Annotated in this window: 15 protein-coding genes and 1 pseudogene; 12 read left to right on the top strand and 4 right to left on the bottom strand. The window is 70.5% G+C overall.

What is annotated here, in order from left to right; genetic code table 11:
* The first annotated feature begins 96 nt into the window (after window positions 1–96).
* From hemB to ACWCPW_RS06835, 4 genes are all read left to right on the top strand, one after another.
* Window positions 97–1,095, top strand: coding sequence for a porphobilinogen synthase (gene hemB, locus ACWCPW_RS06820; RefSeq protein WP_449760506.1), 999 nt, complete (start codon window positions 97–99; stop codon window positions 1,093–1,095).
* 136 nt (window positions 1,096–1,231) lie between these two features.
* Complete coding sequence (locus ACWCPW_RS06825; RefSeq protein WP_449760507.1) at window positions 1,232–1,837, top strand: Uma2 family endonuclease; 606 nt, start codon at window positions 1,232–1,234, stop codon at window positions 1,835–1,837.
* A gap of 840 nt (window positions 1,838–2,677) precedes the next feature.
* Window positions 2,678–3,109, top strand: a complete 432-nt coding sequence (locus ACWCPW_RS06830; RefSeq protein WP_449760508.1) for a DUF4260 family protein — start codon at window positions 2,678–2,680, stop codon at window positions 3,107–3,109.
* On the top strand, window positions 3,102–3,749 hold the full coding sequence (locus tag ACWCPW_RS06835; protein ID WP_449760509.1) for a TetR/AcrR family transcriptional regulator: 648 nt from the start codon (window positions 3,102–3,104) through the stop codon (window positions 3,747–3,749). The genes ACWCPW_RS06830 and ACWCPW_RS06835 overlap by 8 nt, the downstream gene beginning before the upstream one ends.
* Window positions 3,750–3,996: 247 nt before the next feature.
* Here the strand turns inward: ACWCPW_RS06835 and ACWCPW_RS06840 are convergent, their stop codons facing one another.
* Entirely contained in the window at window positions 3,997–4,386 is a 390-nt protein-coding gene (locus tag ACWCPW_RS06840) for a Rieske (2Fe-2S) protein (RefSeq protein WP_449760510.1), read from the bottom strand.
* A 223-nt stretch (window positions 4,387–4,609) separates the two neighbouring features.
* Between ACWCPW_RS06840 and ACWCPW_RS06845 the strand changes: the two genes are divergently transcribed.
* Window positions 4,610–6,172, top strand: a complete 1,563-nt coding sequence (locus ACWCPW_RS06845; RefSeq protein ID WP_449760511.1) for a class I adenylate-forming enzyme family protein — start codon at window positions 4,610–4,612, stop codon at window positions 6,170–6,172.
* Window positions 6,173–6,364: 192 nt separating this feature from the next.
* Here ACWCPW_RS06845 and ACWCPW_RS06850 read toward each other — a convergent pair whose 3' ends face one another.
* Complete coding sequence (locus ACWCPW_RS06850) at window positions 6,365–6,979, bottom strand: cysteine hydrolase (RefSeq protein ID WP_449760512.1); 615 nt, start codon at window positions 6,977–6,979, stop codon at window positions 6,365–6,367.
* Window positions 6,980–7,078: 99 nt separating this feature from the next.
* Here ACWCPW_RS06850 and ACWCPW_RS06855 point away from each other — a divergent pair, with 99 nt between their 5' ends.
* The 5 genes from ACWCPW_RS06855 (at window position 7,079) to ACWCPW_RS06875 (ending at window position 13,176) form a co-directional block, all read left to right on the top strand.
* Window positions 7,079–8,344 (top strand): amidohydrolase family protein, encoded by a 1,266-nt coding sequence (locus tag ACWCPW_RS06855; protein WP_395866924.1) that lies wholly within the window; start codon window positions 7,079–7,081, stop codon window positions 8,342–8,344.
* 210 nt (window positions 8,345–8,554) lie between these two features.
* Entirely contained in the window at window positions 8,555–9,463 is a 909-nt protein-coding gene (locus ACWCPW_RS06860; protein ID WP_395866925.1) for an SDR family oxidoreductase, read from the top strand.
* A gap of 155 nt (window positions 9,464–9,618) precedes the next feature.
* On the top strand, window positions 9,619–10,806 hold the full coding sequence (locus ACWCPW_RS06865; protein WP_449760513.1) for an acyl-CoA dehydrogenase: 1,188 nt from the start codon (window positions 9,619–9,621) through the stop codon (window positions 10,804–10,806).
* Between the two features lie 150 nt (window positions 10,807–10,956).
* A complete protein-coding gene (locus tag ACWCPW_RS06870) occupies window positions 10,957–11,943 on the top strand; it encodes an acyl-CoA dehydrogenase family protein (RefSeq protein WP_449760514.1) in 987 nt (328 codons plus the stop codon).
* A 453-nt stretch (window positions 11,944–12,396) separates the two neighbouring features.
* Entirely contained in the window at window positions 12,397–13,176 is a 780-nt protein-coding gene (locus ACWCPW_RS06875; protein WP_449760515.1) for an SDR family NAD(P)-dependent oxidoreductase, read from the top strand.
* A 257-nt stretch (window positions 13,177–13,433) separates the two neighbouring features.
* Here the strand turns inward: ACWCPW_RS06875 and ACWCPW_RS06880 are convergent, their stop codons facing one another.
* On the bottom strand, window positions 13,434–14,300 hold the full coding sequence (locus tag ACWCPW_RS06880; RefSeq protein ID WP_449760516.1) for an AraC family transcriptional regulator: 867 nt from the start codon (window positions 14,298–14,300) through the stop codon (window positions 13,434–13,436).
* A gap of 261 nt (window positions 14,301–14,561) precedes the next feature.
* Between ACWCPW_RS06880 and ACWCPW_RS06885 the strand changes: the two genes are divergently transcribed.
* Window positions 14,562–15,125 carry a dihydrofolate reductase family protein gene (locus ACWCPW_RS06885; protein ID WP_449760517.1) on the top strand — a complete coding sequence of 188 codons (564 nt, stop codon included), beginning with the start codon at window positions 14,562–14,564 and terminating at the stop codon, window positions 15,123–15,125.
* A 141-nt stretch (window positions 15,126–15,266) separates the two neighbouring features.
* On the opposite strand, the gene ACWCPW_RS06890 is transcribed toward ACWCPW_RS06885, so the two are convergent.
* Window positions 15,267–15,815, bottom strand: coding sequence for a hypothetical protein (locus ACWCPW_RS06890; RefSeq protein ID WP_449760518.1), 549 nt, complete (start codon window positions 15,813–15,815; stop codon window positions 15,267–15,269).
* 515 nt (window positions 15,816–16,330) lie between these two features.
* Here ACWCPW_RS06890 and ACWCPW_RS06895 point away from each other — a divergent pair.
* Window positions 16,331–16,974, top strand: a pseudogene (locus tag ACWCPW_RS06895) (TIGR02452 family protein); the annotation flags it as partial.
* Between the last annotated feature and the right edge of the window lie 49 nt (window positions 16,975–17,023).

The raw sequence follows: 17,023 nt of genomic DNA on the forward strand, positions 1-17,023 counted from the left end.
CGGGACTCTTGGGTGACCGCTCGGGACTCGTGGAGTGGCGCTCAGGATTCGTGGGGTGGCCCGCACACCTCTCATGAGGAAGGCCGACCAGTTCCGATGTCGTACCAGGCTGACGCATCGTCAGGGTTTCCCGCGCACCGCCCCCGTCGGTTGCGCACGTCCCCGGCGGTGCGCCGCCTGGTCGCGGAGACCCGGCTGCATCCCGCCGACCTGATCCTGCCGCTGTTCGTGCGCGAGGGTGTGCGCGAACCGGTGCCGATCTCGTCGATGCCGGGCGTTGTGCAACACACGCGCGACTCGCTGCGCAAGGCCGCGCACGACGCGGTCGCGGCGGGGGTCGGCGGGCTGATGTTGTTCGGCATCCCGACGGTCAAGGACGCGGTCGGCTCGGCCGGCTTCGACCCCGAGGGCGTGCTCCAGGTCGCCATCCGCGACGTGGTGGCCGAGGTGGGCGCCGACGCGGTGGTGATGTCCGACCTGTGTCTGGACGAGTTCACCGACCACGGGCACTGCGGCGTGTTGGCGGCGGACGGCTCGGTGGACAACGACGCGACGCTGGAGGCGTACGCGCGGATGGCCGTCGTACAGGCCGACGCGGGCGTACACATGGTCGGTCCCAGCGGCATGATGGACGGTCAGGTCGGGGTGATCCGGCGGGCGTTGGACGGCGCCGGGTATCGGGACGTGTCGATCCTGGCGTACAGCGTGAAGTACGCGTCGGGCTTCTACGGTCCGTTCCGCGAGGCGGTCGAATCCACGCTCAAGGGCGACCGGATGACCTACCAGCAGGACCCGGCCAACGCCGAGGAGTCCGTGCGCGAGGTCCTGTTGGACGTGGCCGAGGGCGCGGACCTGGTGATGGTCAAGCCCGCGATGGCTTACCTGGACATCGTCCGGCGGATCGCCGACGAGGTGCACGTGCCGGTCGCGGCGTACCAGGTCAGCGGCGAGTACGCGATGGTCGAGGCGGCGGCGGCGAACGGCTGGATCGACCGGGACCGGGTGGTGCTGGAGACGCTGACGTCGGTCAAGCGGGCGGGGGCCTCGTCGATCCTGACGTATTGGGCCACCGAGGTGGCGCGGAAGTTGCGCTGATCGGGGGCGGCTCGCCGGGCGGCTCGTCCGGGCCGGTCGGTGGGGCCGACTGGTGCGGCCCCACCGACTCACTCGATCGAGTTGGGCGCGTGGGAAGCGGGCGCGGCTCGGCCGGATGCGGGCCTACTGTCGCGATGTGCGCGTGACACGAATCATGGCCGAACGCGACCGGTTCCTTTGGCGCACCTGGCGGGCGATGACCGTCCCCGAGGGGTTTCGTGCCGAGATCATCGACGGCTCCATCGTGCTTTCGCCGATGGGTGGTCGGCGGCACGCCGTGCTCGCCAACCGACTGCGCGACGCGCTGACCGAGCACCTGGCCAACGGGCCGTTGGCGGCGTATACGGCGGGCACCGTCGTCTCCGGTCGAGAGCTCTACATGCCGGACGTGTTCGTGGCGCCCGACGATGTGGACCGCGTGGGTGACGCGGACGGCATCGGCGTACTCGCGTCCGGAGTGGTGTTCGTGGCCGAGGTGGTGTGTCCGGAGCGTCCGGCCGGTGAGCGGGACCGCAAGCGTCGGGCGTACGCGCGGGCGGGTATCGGTGCGTATGTCATCGTCGACGACTCCGACGGGGACGGTGTCGTGACGGTGCTCGGTGCGCCGAACGTCGCCGGGGGCACCTATGGGCTGGAGACGCGGGCGGCGTACGGGGTTCCCGTGGGCGTGGCGGGCGGTCCGTTGGAGGGCTTCGTGGTCGGAGCCGATATCACCCTGCGTCGGGTTCCGGGCCGCGGTTGAGGCGGGCGAGGGTCGCGGGCGTCACGTGACGCGCCAGGGTGGCCGGGGTGAGGGGCGGCGCCGGCTTCGGGGGCGGGGAGGGCGTCCTCATGCGCCGGTTGGTCGGGTTCGGGTTCGGGTCCGGGGGCTTGGGCTTGGGCTGGGGCGGGTCACTCGTATGTGGGATTTTCGGGGGTTCGTTCGGGGTGATCCGCTGGGTGGAGCCAACCTTGCGCCATGGCCGACTCTCGGTTCGCGGTGCGGTGTCTGCTGGTGGCATGTGTGTGCGTGCCGGCCGTTGGGGCCTGCGGCACGGCGGGCGCCGAGGCCGGTGGGCGGGCGGCCGTCGAGGTCGGGTCCGGCGGGGGGTCGGGCGGGGCGGGGTACGAGGTGCGGGTCGGGCGGATGGGCGCCGGGTACGCGCCGGGGAGTGAGTGTTTCGAGGGGGCTCGGGGTGGCGGAGGGCCGGCGGTGAGGGTCGCGGGCGTCACCAAACCGCCGACGAAGCCGGCGAATCCGCGACCGCCTCGGCCGCCGGCGACCAAACCGCCGAAGCCGCCTGCGCCCAAGCCGCCGGTGTTGGGGTCGTCGGTGTCGAAGTCGACGGGGGTGTTGCGGGTCGGGGCGCCGGTGGGGCCGGCCGAGGGGCCGAGTGCCGGATTGGTGATCGGGCTCGCGCCGGCTTTGGTGATGTCGGTCGTGTTCGTGGCGCTCGTCCCCGGGTCGGGAGCCGGTGGGCGCGCGTGGCGTTCGTGATCGATGGGACGAAAAGGCCGCCGAGACTTGACGGCTAACGGTGTTAGCCGGATGATGGACGCAGACGGCTAACATTGTTAGCCTCAGGCGAACGGAGGCGGCGGCATGAGCACCATCGCGCACACGGGAATCGGCGGCTCGGCCGTGGTTCGACGGATCCGACGCGGAGCGTGGATCGCGCTGACGTTGTTCCTGGCGGCTTTCGCGGTGTTCGAGAGCGTGAAGTACGGCTTCGCCACCTCGGCGGCGGCGCTGCTCTTCTTCGTGCTGCCCGACCTGACCATGTTCATCGGCATCAAGGACGCGGCGCGCGACGGTACGCACCAGCCCGGTCGGCTCCAGCCGCGCGCGGTGCCGTTCTACAACGCGCTGCACCGGGCCTGGGTCCCGCTGATCGTGCTGGTCGCGTACGCCGTCGGACCCGTCGTCTGGCCGCCGCTGTTCACCGCCGGCCTCGGCTGGCTCACCCACATCGCGATGGACCGTGCCGCCGGGTACGGACTGCGCACTCCGGAAGGATTCCGCAAGCATGTCTGACGTGTTGTCACCGCCCCTCAGCGCCAGGGCTCGCGAGATCGTGGTCGCCGCGCGGGAACTCCTGGAGGCGGAGGGACCGGATGCGGTGTCGATGCGGCGGATCGCGGACCGGATCGGCATCAAGGCGCCGTCGTTGTACAAGCACTTCCCGGACAAGTCCGCGGTCGAGAACGCACTGATCGCCCAGGGCATGACCGAACTCGCGGAGGCGCTGGAGGCCGTCGAGGTGGCGGACGGTGTGGGCGATGGTGTGGTCGGCGGGGTTGAGGCGGGCGGTGGGTCGGGGTCGCCCGGAGCGGCGAGCGCGGGCGGTGTGGCCGACGTGGTTCGGGGTGAGGGGCGGATCGCTGCGCTGGCGGGGGCGTACCGCGCGTACGCGCTGGCCCATCCGGATCTGTATCGACTGATGAGCGGCCGGCCCCTGGATCGCGGCGCGCTGCCGGCGGGACTGGAGGCTCGCGCGGCGGCACCCCTGGTGCGAGCCGTGGGCGGCGACGCCGACGCCGCGCGCGCCGTATGGGGCTTTGCCCACGGCATGGTCGTGTTGGAACTGGCCGGCCGGTTTCCACCGGGGGCGGACCTCTCCGGAGCCTGGGCCAAGGGCTGCGACGCCTTTTCCGCGGACCCGACCGGGGCCTGAGCGCGCCGTCGTCGGCGCCGAACGCGGCCGGGCCGGGCCGGGTGGCTCGGCCGGCGTTGGGCGTCGGGTGGGCCGGGGTGGCCTCGAACGCCGGCCGGGCTGAGTGGGGTGGGCCGTTCGGGTTTCGGCGCGCGTCGCCCGCCGTCCGTTGCCGCCGGTCGTTCGTGCCGTCTTTTCGTCGCCGGCCGTGTGGTGCGCGTTGTCGTCTGTGGTTTTGGGAGCCGTGGTTCGGTGGGGCGGGGGTGGGTCAGGGGGAGTCGAGCGGGGCGGGGTTGGGGCAGGGGGATTTTTGGGCTTTGCGGGTGGGGCGGGGCGTGGGGGAGCGGTAGAGGAGGCCGTCTTGGAGCCAGGAGGTGTAGGTGTGGAGGGGGCGGCAGGGGAGTTGGCCGGTGGAGCGGCCGGTGGCCAGTTCGAAGGTGGCTTGGTGGGCCGGGCAGGTGAGGCTTTCGTTGGTCAGGGTGCCTCTGGAGAGGATCGCGCCGGCGTGGGGGCAGCGGTCCTCGAAGACGTGGACCGTGTCGCCGTGGCGCAGGATCGCGACCGGGGGGCTGGTGCCGACCCGCGTCGGGACGTCCTCGGGGAGGTTCGCGAGCGGGCCCAGGCATACCGACGGGCGCTCCCGGCGGAAGGGTGACATTTTGCCCCCGGGGGTAGGCGGTAGCGCCCCAGGTTAGGCAGTCCCGGGCCGGTTGGCCAGCACTCGATCAAGGTTGCGAACGATTCGGTTGTGATGCGCGTGACCACGCGAAGTCTTTCTTCCCGCAAAGCTTCTGACGTACCGTCAGGTTCAGCACCCGGGCGCTGGCCCCGCCATGCCCGGGCACCGTACCCCCGGCCCCGGCTTCCCGCGCGGAGGACACGTGTCTGACCCGATCTACGACGCCACCACTCTCTGGGAGCTGGTGGAGCGCCGCGCGGCGGCGACTCCCGATGTGCCCATGTTGCTCGACCCGGAGGACCGTACGGTCACCTTCGGTGAGTTCAAGGCGTGGGCGGAGCGCGTGGCCGCGGGCTATCACGCGCTCGGTGTCACCGCCGGTACCCGCGTGACCTGGCAGTTGACCACGCGGATCGAGTCCGTCGTGGTCTCCTTCGCGCTGGCTCGACTGGGCGCGGTGCAGAACCCGATCATCCCGTTCTACCGGGAGAAGGAGGTCGGCTTCTGTCTGCGGCAGACCGGCGCCGAGTTCTTCCTGTGTCCGCGTAGCTGGAAGGGCTTCGACTTCCTGGCGATGGGCGAGTCGCTCGCGAAGGACCTGGCGCAGCCGCCGACCGTGTTGGTGGCGTACGACGAACTGCCCGAGGGCGACCCGGCCGGGCTGCCTGCCGCGCCGACCGACGGGGACGAGGTGCGCTGGCTCTACTACACCTCCGGCACCACATCCGACCCCAAGGGTGTGCAGCACAGCGACTCCACGCTGCTCGCGGGCGGCAAGGGCCTGGCCGTCGCGCTCGACATGTCGCAGTCCGACGTCGGCTCGATCGCCTTCCCGTACGCGCACATCGCGGGCCCGGACTACATCGTCACGGTGCTCGCCTCCGGCTTCCCGGCCGTGATCGTGGAGAACTTCGACCCGGCCGGCGTGGTGCCCGTGTACAAGCGGCTCGGCGTCACCATGGTCGGCGGCTCGACCGCGTTCTACGTCGCGTTCCTGAACGAACAGCGCAAGCAGCCCGGCGAGAAGATCATCCCGACGCTGCGGATCGTCTCGGGCGGCGGTGCGCCCAAGCCGCCGGAGCTGGTCGCCGAGGTCCGCGACGAGATGCGGGCGATCCTGTGCCACGGGTACGGGATGACCGAGGTCCCGATGATCGCCCAGGGTGGCCCGCACGACTCCGAGGACCAGCGTTCGTACACCGAGGGCAAGCCGGTCACCGGGATCCGGGTGCGGATCGCCCGGGCCGACGGCAGCGTCGCGGAGACCGGCGAGGAGGGCGAGGTCCGGCTGCGCGGGCCGATGGTGTTCAAGGGGTACACCGACCCCGCGCTGACCGCCGACGCGTTCGACGAGGACGGCTACTTCCGTACCGGCGACCTGGGCAGGCTGCGGGCCGACGGACACCTCTCGCTCACCGGTCGGCTCAAGGACGTGATCATCCGAAAGGGTGAGAACATCTCGGCCCGCGAGATCGAGGACCTGCTGTTCGCCCACCCGAAGGTCGCCGACGCGGCAGTCGTCGGTCTGGTCGATCGCGAGCGCGGCGAGCGGGTGTGCGCCGTGGTCGAGCGGCAACCGGGTGAGGCCGACCTGGAGTTCGCCGAAATGGTCGCATACCTGCGCGAAGCCGGGTTGATGACGCAGAAGATCCCGGAGCAGTTGGAACTGGTCGACGCGCTGCCCCGGAACGAGACGCTGCGCAAGGTGCTGAAGTTCAAGCTTCGCGAGGAGTACGACAAGAAGCCCTGGGCGCCCGGTCGCTGACGGTCGGTCAGCCGTAGCCGTCCGGACGGATTCCCTCGATCGCTCGCCGTTGGATCCGGCGCTCCGTGATCGGGCCCGCTCCGGGTCGGGCTTTCCCCGGATCGGCGTTCGCCCGATCGGGTGTTCCCCGAATCAGCTGTTCCAAGATTCGTCTGATGCCCCGTCACCGACACGGTGACGGGGCATCAGGTTTCAGTTCCAGGCGGCGAGTACGGCGTCCACCGTGGTGATCGTGGCAATCGCGTTGAAGGTGTTCGCGAGCACCGCCTCGGCGTATTCGGGGGGGAATCCGGCCACCGCCTCGCGCGGGACGACGAACTGGAATCCGGCGTTGACCGCGTCCATCGCGAAGTTGAGCATGCCGACGTTGAGCGAGACGCCGACGCCCACGATCGTGCGCACGCCCATGTTCCGCAGTACTGCGGCCAATCCGGTGTCGGCCATCGGACCGAGCCCGTGATAACGGGAAAGCACCAGGTCGGAGGGCTCGACGGTGATTCCGTCGGCCACCGCGGCGGCGGTCGTACCCGGCTCCAACAGGACCGGTGCCTTGGCCGCTGCGCCGAACATCCGGGCGTTGGTGTTGGCACCCAGGCCGTCCGGACGGCGGACCGCGAGGCAGTGCACGACCGGGAGTCGGGCGCTGCGGGCGGCCTTCGCGAGTCGGTCGACGGCCGGAATCAGCTCCCCGGTGTGGGCGGTCAGCGCGGGGAACACCGCGTGTGCGCCGATCACTCCGTTCTGGCATTCCTGGGTGATCAACGCGGTGTGCCCGGGGGCGATCAGTTCTTCGAGGCGCAGGGCCATCCGTGATTCTCCTGACGTTGAGTCAGCTTGTGGTTCCCTCCGCCCAGAGATTACGCTAAATCTGACGGTCCATCAGATTTCAGTGAGCGGGAGGGGCCGATGAGCACCAACCAGCCCGGACAGGCTGCCACGCGGTCCGGAAACTCCTTCGGCGAACTGCCGAAGATCATCAGCGTGGATGACCATGTCATCGAGCCGGCACATCTGTTCGAGCGCTGGTTGCCGAAGAAGTACCACGAGCGTGGCCCCAAGCCGGTCACCACCGGCATCGGCACGCTGGAGTACACCGGGGCGAGCTACAAGATCACCACCGACCCCGACGGGCCGCCGGCCGACTGGTGGTTCTACGAGGACCTGCGCTTCCCGTACAAGCGCAACATCGCCGCCGTGGGCTTCAGTCGCGACGAGATGACCCTGGAGGGCATCACCCGCGCCGAGATGCGCCCCGGGCTGTACGACCCGGCCGAGCGGCTCAAGGACATGGACGTCAACCATGTCGAGGCCTCGCTGTGCTTCCCGACCTTCCCGCGTTTTTGCGGCCAGACCTTCTCGGAGGCCGCGGACAAGGAGGTCGCGCTCGCGTGCGTGCGCGCCTACAACGACTGGATGGTCGAGGAGTGGTGCGGTGACTCCGGCGGCCGGCTGATCCCGCTGATCATCATCCCGCTGTGGGACGTGCGGCTCGCGGTCGAGGAGGTCGAGCGCAACCGGGCGCGCGGCGTCACCGCCGTGTGCTTCTCCGAGATCCCGGCGTTCCTGGGCCTGCCCAGCATCCACACCGGCTACTGGGACCCGTTCTTCCAGGTCTGCGCGGACCTGGGCGTGACGATCAACATGCACATCGGCTCGTCCTCGACGATGCCCGCCGCCTCGCCCGACGCCCCCGCGGCCGTGCAGGCGTCACTGAGCTTCAACAACGCGATGGCCTCGATGGCCGACTTCATCTTCGCGGGCATCCCGGCCCGGTTCCCGAAGATCAAGCTGGCCTACTCCGAGGGCCAGATGGGCTGGATCCCGTACGCGCTGGAGCGGATGGACGACGTCTGGCTGGAGCACCGCGCGTGGGCCGTCACCGGTGAGGTGCTGCCCGAGGCGCCGTCGTACTACTTCCGGCGGAACATGTTCGCCTGCTTCTTCCGGGACCGGCACGGGGTGAACTCGCTCGACGTGATCGGCGAGGACAACGTCACGTTCGAGACCGACTACCCGCACGTCGACTCCACGTGGCCGCACACCAAGAAGATCGCCGAGGAGCACCTCGCCGGGCTGAGCGAGGAGACGGTCTACAAGATCATCCGGGGCAACGCGATCCGGATGCTCGACCTCGACTTCGACAAGGGGCGGGTGGCCGCGACCGCGGTCTGAGTCGGGTTCGCGCCGGGATTCCTCGGGATCTCGTCGGTTTTCGGCGGGCTCGAGTCTTCGGCGGGCCCGAGTCTTCGCAGGGCTCGGTCGGGCTCGGTCGGGTTTTGGGTTCAGCGGCAAGGGGCGGCTCGTCGAATTCTCGGCGGGCCGCTTCCGAGGTATTTCCGACTCGCGTCGGCACACGTCGTCAGTACACCGGAGGGGCCTGGAATGAGTGGGATCTGCGAGGGGCGCGTCGTCATCGTCACCGGTGCCGGCGGCGGCATCGGGCGCGAGCACGCGCTGGCGTTCGCCCGTGAGGGCGCGCACGTGGTGGTCAACGACATCGGCGCCTCGCGCCAGGGCGACGGCCGTTCGCTCGGGCCGGCCCAGCAGGTCGTGGCCGACATCGAGGCGCTGGGCGGCAAGGCGGTGATCAACGCGGACGACGTCGCGGACTGGGCGGGCGCGGAGCGCCTGGTACAGACCGCCATCGACGCGTTCGGCCGGCTGGACGTCGTGGTCAACAACGCGGGCTTCCTGCGCGACCGGATGCTGGTCTCGCTCGGCGAGGACGAGTTCGACGCGGTGGTACGGGTGCACCTCAAGGGCCACTTCGCGGTGATGCGGCACGCCGGCGCGTACTGGCGTGCGCGGGCCAAGGCGGGCGACACGATCGACGCGCGGCTGATCAACACCACGTCCGGCGCGGGTCTGATGGGCTCGGTCGGGCAGGGCAACTACGCCGCGGCCAAGGCCGGCATCACGTGCCTGACCCAGATCGCGGCGGTGGAGATGGGCCGGTACGGGGTGACCGCCAACGCGATCGCGCCCGCCGCGCGGACCCGGATGACCGAGGAAGCGATGCCGGACATGGTGCGCAAGCCCGAGGACGGCAGCTTCGACTTCTACGACCCGGCGAACATCTCGCCGCTGGTGGTCTGGCTCGGCTCGGCGCAGTCGCGCGAGGTGACCGGGCGGGTGTTCGAGGTCGAGGGCGACAAGGTCTCGGTGGCGACCGGCTGGCAGCACGGTCCCGAGGCGAGCGCGGGTCGGCGCTGGGAGCCGGCCGAGCTCGGTCCGGTGGTGGCGAAGTTGATCGACGAGGCGCCGACGCCGACGCCTGTGTATGGGGCGTGAGTTTGGGCTCGGGGTCTGGGGCCTGGGGTTCGGGGCTTGGGGCTTGGGCTGAGGGTTTGGGTTTCAGGCTCAGGGGTCCGGGCTGGGCCTGGGGGCTTCGGTTTTTTGTTTTCCGGTCTTGGGGCCGGCCCGACTGTTCGTGACAGGGAGTCGAGATGGACCTCCGGTATACCGAGGCCGAGGAGAGATTTCGCGCGGAGCTGCGCGCGTGGCTCGATCGGGCCATCCCGCTGCTGCCCGCCAAGCCCGATCGCAACGACTGGCCGGGGCGGCGGGCGTATGACACCGCCTGGCAGCGGTTGTTGTTCGAGGCCGGCTACGCGGGCCTGCACTGGTCGGTCGAGGCGGGCGGCAAGGGGGCCACGCCGACCGAACACCTGATCTTCCTGGAGGAGACCGAGCGGGCGGGCGCGCCGTACGTGGGCGCCAACTTCGTCGGCCTGCTGCACGCGGGACCGACCATCGACGCGGCGGGCACCGAGGAACAGCGTCGCCGCTACCTCCCGGGCATCCTGCGCGGCGACGAGGTGTGGTGCCAGGGCTTCTCCGAACCGGGCGCGGGCAGCGACCTGGCGTCGCTGCGTACCCGGGCCGTCCGGGACGGCGACGACTACGTCGTCAACGGCTCGAAGATCTGGACCTCGCACGCCGAAGTGGCCGACTACTGCGAGATGTTGGTACGTACCGACCCGGACGCGCCGAAGCACAAGGGGATCACCTGGCTGATCGTGCCGATGGATACGCCGGGCATCACCATCCGTCCGCTGCAGACGGTGATGGGCACGTCGGAGTTCGCCGAGGTGTTCTTCGACGACGTACGCGTGCCGGTGGCCAACCGGGTCGGTGCGGAGAACGACGGCTGGCGGGTCACCATGGTCACCCTGTCGTTCGAGCGCGGTACCGCGTTCGTCAGCGAAGTGGTGGCCTGCCAACGGCTGTTGCGCGAACTCGCGGCACTGGCCAAGAAGGTGACGCGACGTCAGGCGAGCGCCTGGGACGATCTCGCCTTGCGGCGCGAACTCGGGCATCTGACGGCGGAGTTCGAGGCGCTGTGGGCGTTGACCAAGTGGAACGTGTCCGAGGCGCAGCGTTCCGGCGTGCCCGGGGTCGGCGGTTCGGTGTTCAAGCTGCGGTTCTCCGAGACGAAGCAGAAGGTGTACGACCTGGCGCACCGGCTGCTGGGTCGGGCGGCCCTGGCCGTGGACGATGTCGCGGGGCTGCCCGGCGGCACGCTGATGGACGAGCGGCTGTCGTCGCTGTCGTACACGATCGCGGCGGGTACGTCGCAGATTCAGCGCAACATCGTGGGCGAGCGCATCCTCGGTTTGCCGAAGGAACGGTGATCGGGCGTGGGTTGCCTACTGAGCGTGGAGGGGCGACCGGGCGTGGATCGGCCGGGCGTGGGTTTCCGGCTGGGCAGGGGCGTGGATTTGCGGCTGGGCACGGAACGGTCGGGCATGGACTTTCGGCTGAGCAAGGAACGGTGATCGGACATGGATTTCCAGCTGAGTGAGGACCAGCGCGATCTGCGGTCCGGGGTGCGGGAGTTCTGCGAGGGTCGGTTCGACCGGGAGCGCATGCGGACGCTGGTGGACATCGCGCCGGTGCCCGGGATGGTGGACCGCGCGCTGTGGCGGGAACTGGCCGAGACCGGCTTCTTCTCGCTGCGGATCGCGGAGGAGGCGGGCGGCGTCGGGCTGGGGGTGGCCGAGGCCGCGCTGGTGTACGAGGAGGCGGGTCGGGTGTTGTTGCCCGGGCCGCTGGTGGCCACGCATCTGGCGGCCTCGCTGCCCGGGGACCTGGGGACGGACGCGGCCTCGGGGGACGCGGTGGTCGGGTTGATCGAGGGTGATTCGTGGCCGTTGCTGGTCGAGCATCTGGACGCGTTGGACTGTTTGTTGGTGCTCACCGGGGATGGCATTCGGCTGGTCGACCCGAAGCAGGTGCGCGGTGAGCGGGTCGCGCATCCGGTGGACCCGTTCACGCCGGTGACCTCGGTGGACGAGCTGCCGGTGGGCGAGTTGGTGGCCGATGCTCTCGTCGCGGAGCAGTGGCGCCGAATCGGAGCGGTGCTCACGGCGGCGCTTCAGCTCGGGATCGCGGGGCGGCTCACCGAGTTGGCCACGCAGTATGCCAAGGAGCGGGAGCAGTTCGGGCGGGTGATCGGCGGCTTCCAGGCGGTCAAGCACCTGTGCGCGGAGATGCTGGTGCGGACCGAGATCGCGCGGGCCGCGGTGTATGCGGCGGCCGTGACGCTGGATGATCCGGCGGTGGGTGATCCGGAGGTCGCGGTGCTCACGGCGAAGGTGATGGGGGACGACGCGGCGACGCGGAACGGGAAGGACGCCACGCAGGTGTATGGCGGGATGGGGTTCACCTGGGAGGTGGACGTGCACCTGTATCTGAAGCGGGCGTGGGTGCACGCGACGCAATTTGGTGGGGCGGAGGAGAACGAAGAGGCGCTGGCCGGGACGCTCTAGCCGGTGGGCGCGGGGGTGGGGGGCGAGGTTGGTTGGCCTCATGCGCCGGCCGGGCTGGGTTGGCCTCATGCGCCGGCCGGGCTGAGTGGCCTCAAGCGCCGGCCCGGCTGAGGTTGGCTTGTCGGTGTTGGTTGGCGTTGGGTGTCAGCCGGGTTGGGTTGGCCTCAAACGCCGGCCGGGCTGGGTTGGCCTCATGCGCCGGCCGGGCTGGGTGGTCTCGTGTGCCGGGCAGGTTGGGTGGCGTCATGTGCTGCCTGCCGGGCGTGGGTTGCGGTGCGGCCGAATCGGCTTGGCGCGGTGAGCGGTGCGCGGAGGTCAGGCTGTGGAATTTGTGGGTCGTCGGCCCATCGGCCCCGGTGTTTTGGCTGGTCAGGCGCGGGATCCATTGACAGTTCCCCGGACTGGGGATATTCCTGACAGGTCGTCAGATTCGCGTGCAGCAGGGAGCCAGTCATGGAGCGCGACTTCGGGAAGCGGGCCGGCGCGGCCGTGGTGGTCGGTGCCGGAGGCGGGATCGGAGCGGCGATCTGTCGGATGTTCGCCGAGCGCGGGGCGGACCTGGCGGTCACCTATCGCAACGGCGCCGCCGCGACCGAGGCCGTTGCCGAGGAGGCCCGCGCCGAGCACGGCCGACGGGCCCGCGCGTGGCAGGTCGATCTCACCGACGCGGACGCCGTGGCGCGCTTCGTGGCGGAGGCCGCGGCGGAGTTCGGCGGTGTGCACACGGTTGTGTACGCGGCCGGCCCGCACGTACCGATGTTGCACCTGAGTCGGGTTACACCCGCGCAGTATCGCGAGCAACTCGACGGCGACGCCGCCGCGTTCTTCAACCTGGTCCACCCCTCGCTGCCGTACCTGCGCGCCGCCGGCAACGGCAGCCTGGTCGCGGTCACCACCGCCGCCACGAGCCGGTTCCCGGTCCGGGACGGCCTGTCGTCGTGCACCAAGAGCGCGGTCGAGGCGATCGTGCGCGGCATCGCCGCCGAGGAGGGCCGGTTCGGGGTGCGCGCGAACAGCGTCGGCCCCGGGATGCTCACCGACGGCATGGCGGCGCGGCTGATCGACAGCGGCGACCTCGACGAGCGCGCGTTGGACGTCGCGCGCGGCAACATCCCGCTGCGGCGGTTCGGGGTGGCCCGGGACATCGCCGAGGCGGTCTGTTTCCTGGCCTCCGACCGGGCGGGCTTCATCAGCGGCCAGAAACTGGACGTGGACGGCGGCTACGGCGTCTGACGTGCCGTCACCGACGACGGCGAGCCCCTGCGCGTCGACCGGGTGATCGACGTGGAGGGGCTCTGCGTCGTCCGGAGCGTGGACGGTGACTGGCGTCTCGGGCAACCGGCTTCCGAGGCTGGTGACATCGAGTGCTGGGAGTGCTGCGGTCCGGACCTCGGGAGCGCCCTGCGGAGGCTACTTTTGACACTTCTTCCGAACTCGGATCGGGACACGTCTCGGATCGGGACGGGACTCGGGCCAGGACGGGACTTGGGTCAGGTCGCGGCGGGCTCCACGGGGATCCATAGGGTCGCGTCGGCACGGGTGCCGTCGGAGGAGGGGAGGGCGCGGAGGATTTCCGGACCCGGCCTGGTGCGGTACGGGTTGGACGGGAACCATTCGGTGAACACCTCGCGCCACAGGAACTGGAGCGATTCCGGGAATTGGCCGGAGTGTTCGAAGACCGCCCACATCCCGGCCGGAACGGCGAGGGCGTCCAGGTCTTCCGGAACCTGAGAGTGCGTCACCACCCCGTGGTAGTAGTCGAGTTCGGTTCCCTCGGCGCGGTCGGGCGCGAGGTCGTCGGTGACCGCGAGGAGCCCTTCCGGCTCCTGGTCGGACAGATCCGTGATCCGCCGGATCGTCTCCCGGTCGATGCCTCGGACGAACTCGGCGATCGCCGGGTTCACCCCGACGTGGACGAGCGGGACGCGGGCCTTCCTGCCGACCACGTGAAACGCGTCCTTGTGGACGATGCGGTATCGCATGCTGCCACTCCCCTCGATGACGAGACGGAAGGACATCCGCGGCTGCGAGCTCAACACCGCACCGGTACGGCGGGCCTCGCCGGGACCCACACCGTGCATCGCGCGGAACGCCCGGGCGAACGCCTCGCCCGAGGAGTAGCCGTGGCGTACCGCGACCTCCAGCAGCGTTCGCTCGCCGGCGAGCACCTCGGCGGCCGCCAGCGTGAGCCGGCGGCGCCGGATGTACTCCGACAGCGGCATCCCGGCCAACGCGGAGAACATCCGCCGGAAGTGGTACTCCGACGTCGTCGCGACGCGTGCCGACTCGGCGATGTCGATCTCCCGGTCGAGCCGCGACTCGATGTGATCCAGGGCCTGATTCAGGCGCTCCAGCACTGTGGACTCCTTCCCTTGCACCGACCACGTTAGAAAGCCTCGCGCATGCCGGACCCGACATCCTGTGCCCGGTTCGGTCGGGTGGTCGATGGTCGGGGGGTGGCAGCCCGGGCCCGGGCCCGCTGCCGGTGCCGGTGCCGGTGGTGGTGCCGGTGACGGTGGCGGCATGAGTGGCAACGTCCGTGGGGACTCTCGACGCGAAGGAACACCGGGACACCGTCCCGAGTGCCGGTCGCGAACGAGTTCGATGAGGTGCGTGCCATGCGGAAGATCATCTACACCTCGTCGATCTCCCTCGACGGCTTCATCGAGGGGCCGAATCGGGAGATCGACTGGCATCAGGTCGACGAGGAATTGCACGGGTACTTCAACAACCTGCTCAAGACCATGGGCGGCTTCTGGAGCGGACGGGTCACCCACGAACTCATGGCGGGGTTCTGGCCGACGGCCGATGCCGATCCGGCCAGTTCGGAGACCATGGTCGAGTTCGCCGGCATCTGGCGGGACATGCCCAAGGTCGTGTTCTCCAGGACGCTGGAGCAGGCCGACTGGAACACCACGATCAAGCGCGAGGTGGTGGCCGAGGAGATCATGGCGATCAAGGCGGAGCCGGGCGGCGACCTGGCGCTCAGTGGCGCGGATCTGGCGGCTACGTTCCGGCGACTGGATTTGATCGACGAGTACGCGGTCTACGTGCATCCGATGCTGATCGGGCGCGGGAAGCCGATGTTCGGGGCGACGAACACCCGGACCGCGCTTCGCCTCGTGGAGTCCCGAACCTTCGGCAACGGGGTGGCGCTGCTGCGGTACGGGCGAGCCGAGTAGGGGACGGCGGCGTGGGGGTCGCAGCGGACGCGGGGCGCGGAGCCGCCGGTGTCGAGGTGGTCGGCGCTGCGCACGAGGGGACTCCGGGGCCGTCGCCGGGAGCCGATGCCCTCCCGCCCGGTCAGGTGCGCGCGGGCCGGCTCAACGCGGTACGCCGGGCCGGTGCCGGCGGTGGAAGTCCCGGGTGACCACGGCCAGCAGCGGCGCCCAGGCCAGGAGCGGCAGGTAGCACGCGATCATCACGGCCGCCGCAGCCCCCTGGACCTCGCTTGCCTCGTGCACACCGGACCCGAGCAGGGCGAGCTGGCTCAGCATCACGAGTGCGACCACCGCGGCTCCGCCGGCGGCCACCATCGTGACCACTCGCGGGTTGGTGGCCCGGTTCCCGAACACCGGCACCCAACCGGGCACCCGGCGCCCCCACGGCCGCACCAGCCCCAGCGTCGCGAAGGCCGCGAGCTCGACCAGCACGCTGAGTCCGATGGTGTACGCCGTGCCCCAGCCCGGGACGTCATAGACGTCGCGCAACACGTCCTGGTCGAATCCGACCGGGACCCCGAGCCCCATGGCGATCCGCCAGATTCCGGACGGCACCACACACCAGGCCACCGCGTGCGCCGCCAGCCGGATCCGGCCCGAAGGCGCCGCCACTTCCGCGTCGGACAGCGCGGCCCCCGTTGTCGTCGTCATGCCTCCATGATCGACTGCACCCAAGTGGGCCGGATCGTACGGGAGTCCCGCCCTGAAATCCCCCCGAAGTCGCATCGGGCGTGCGGGAGTGCACCAACAGGCATGGTCCGAAGCCGTCACCCGAGGCCCGAGCAGGCGTCCTGCTTCGGGACCGGCGACGGATGGCGGGAGCGAAGCGTGCCGCCGTCCTTCCCCGAGAGCCTTGTCCCAGGCTCCCAGGCGGCGGCGTGTCCCCGGCATCCCGTCCCATGCGGTCCAACGCCGCGACAGGCGACGATCCGCGCGGCCCGGCACATTTCCCGAGGCGCACCCGCGCCTGTGGGTGTCCGTGTACGTCGACCCGTGACCGTCGGGCGCCGACGGGACCGACATGCTCGTCGCGAGGTGCGCGGGATTCGGAGCAGTGCGCGCGGTTCGCGGGCTGTGTCGACGCAGTCGGGCAGGCGGGTGCCGTTCGGGAGTAGAGCCGGTGGGCCGGAACGGGTGGGGGTCGGTTAGCGGTGCGTGCGGCGTTGATGGACAGGTGGCGGGAGACGCGGGCGGCCTTGGATCAGGGCTGGTACGCGTACGGCGGAGGGCGGGTGGAGCTTTCGGCCGGGCTCGGTGAGCTGGGTCGGGGGGTTCGGCTCTTCGGTCCCGAGGAGCTTCGTGGCCTGGGCTTTCCCGAGGGCTCGGGGGATACCCGGATCGAGGTGGTGCGGGAGACCACGCTGGAGGCCGTGGAGAGGCTGGGCGGGGGCGGACCGGTCGCGGCGCTGAACTTCGCGTCGGCGCGGAATCCGGGTGGAGGAGTGGCGCGTGGGGCGCAGGCGCAGGAGGAGAGCCTGGCTCGGTCGAGTGGCCTGTACGACGCGTTGATCCGGTGTCCCGAGTTCTACGAGGCGCACCGGGACGATCGCGACCTGTTCTACAGCGATCGGGTCGTCTATACGCCGGGGGTTCCGGTGTTTCGCCGGGACGATGGTTCGTGGTTGCCGGTGCCCTTGCGCGTGGCGTTCCTGACGTCGGCCGCGCCGAATCGGGGGCGATCGAGCGGGAGCGGCCGAGCGCGGCCGGCAGGACCGCGGGTGTGCTTGCGACCCGGGCCCGTGGTGTGCTCGCCGTCGCGGCCCATCACGGTGACTCCCGGCTCGTGCTGGGTGCGTGGGGGTGCGGTGTGTTCGGCAACGAGCCTGCGGAGGTTGCGGCGGCGTTCGCGGTGCACTTGC

The organism is Embleya sp. NPDC001921, from assembly GCF_053594475.1.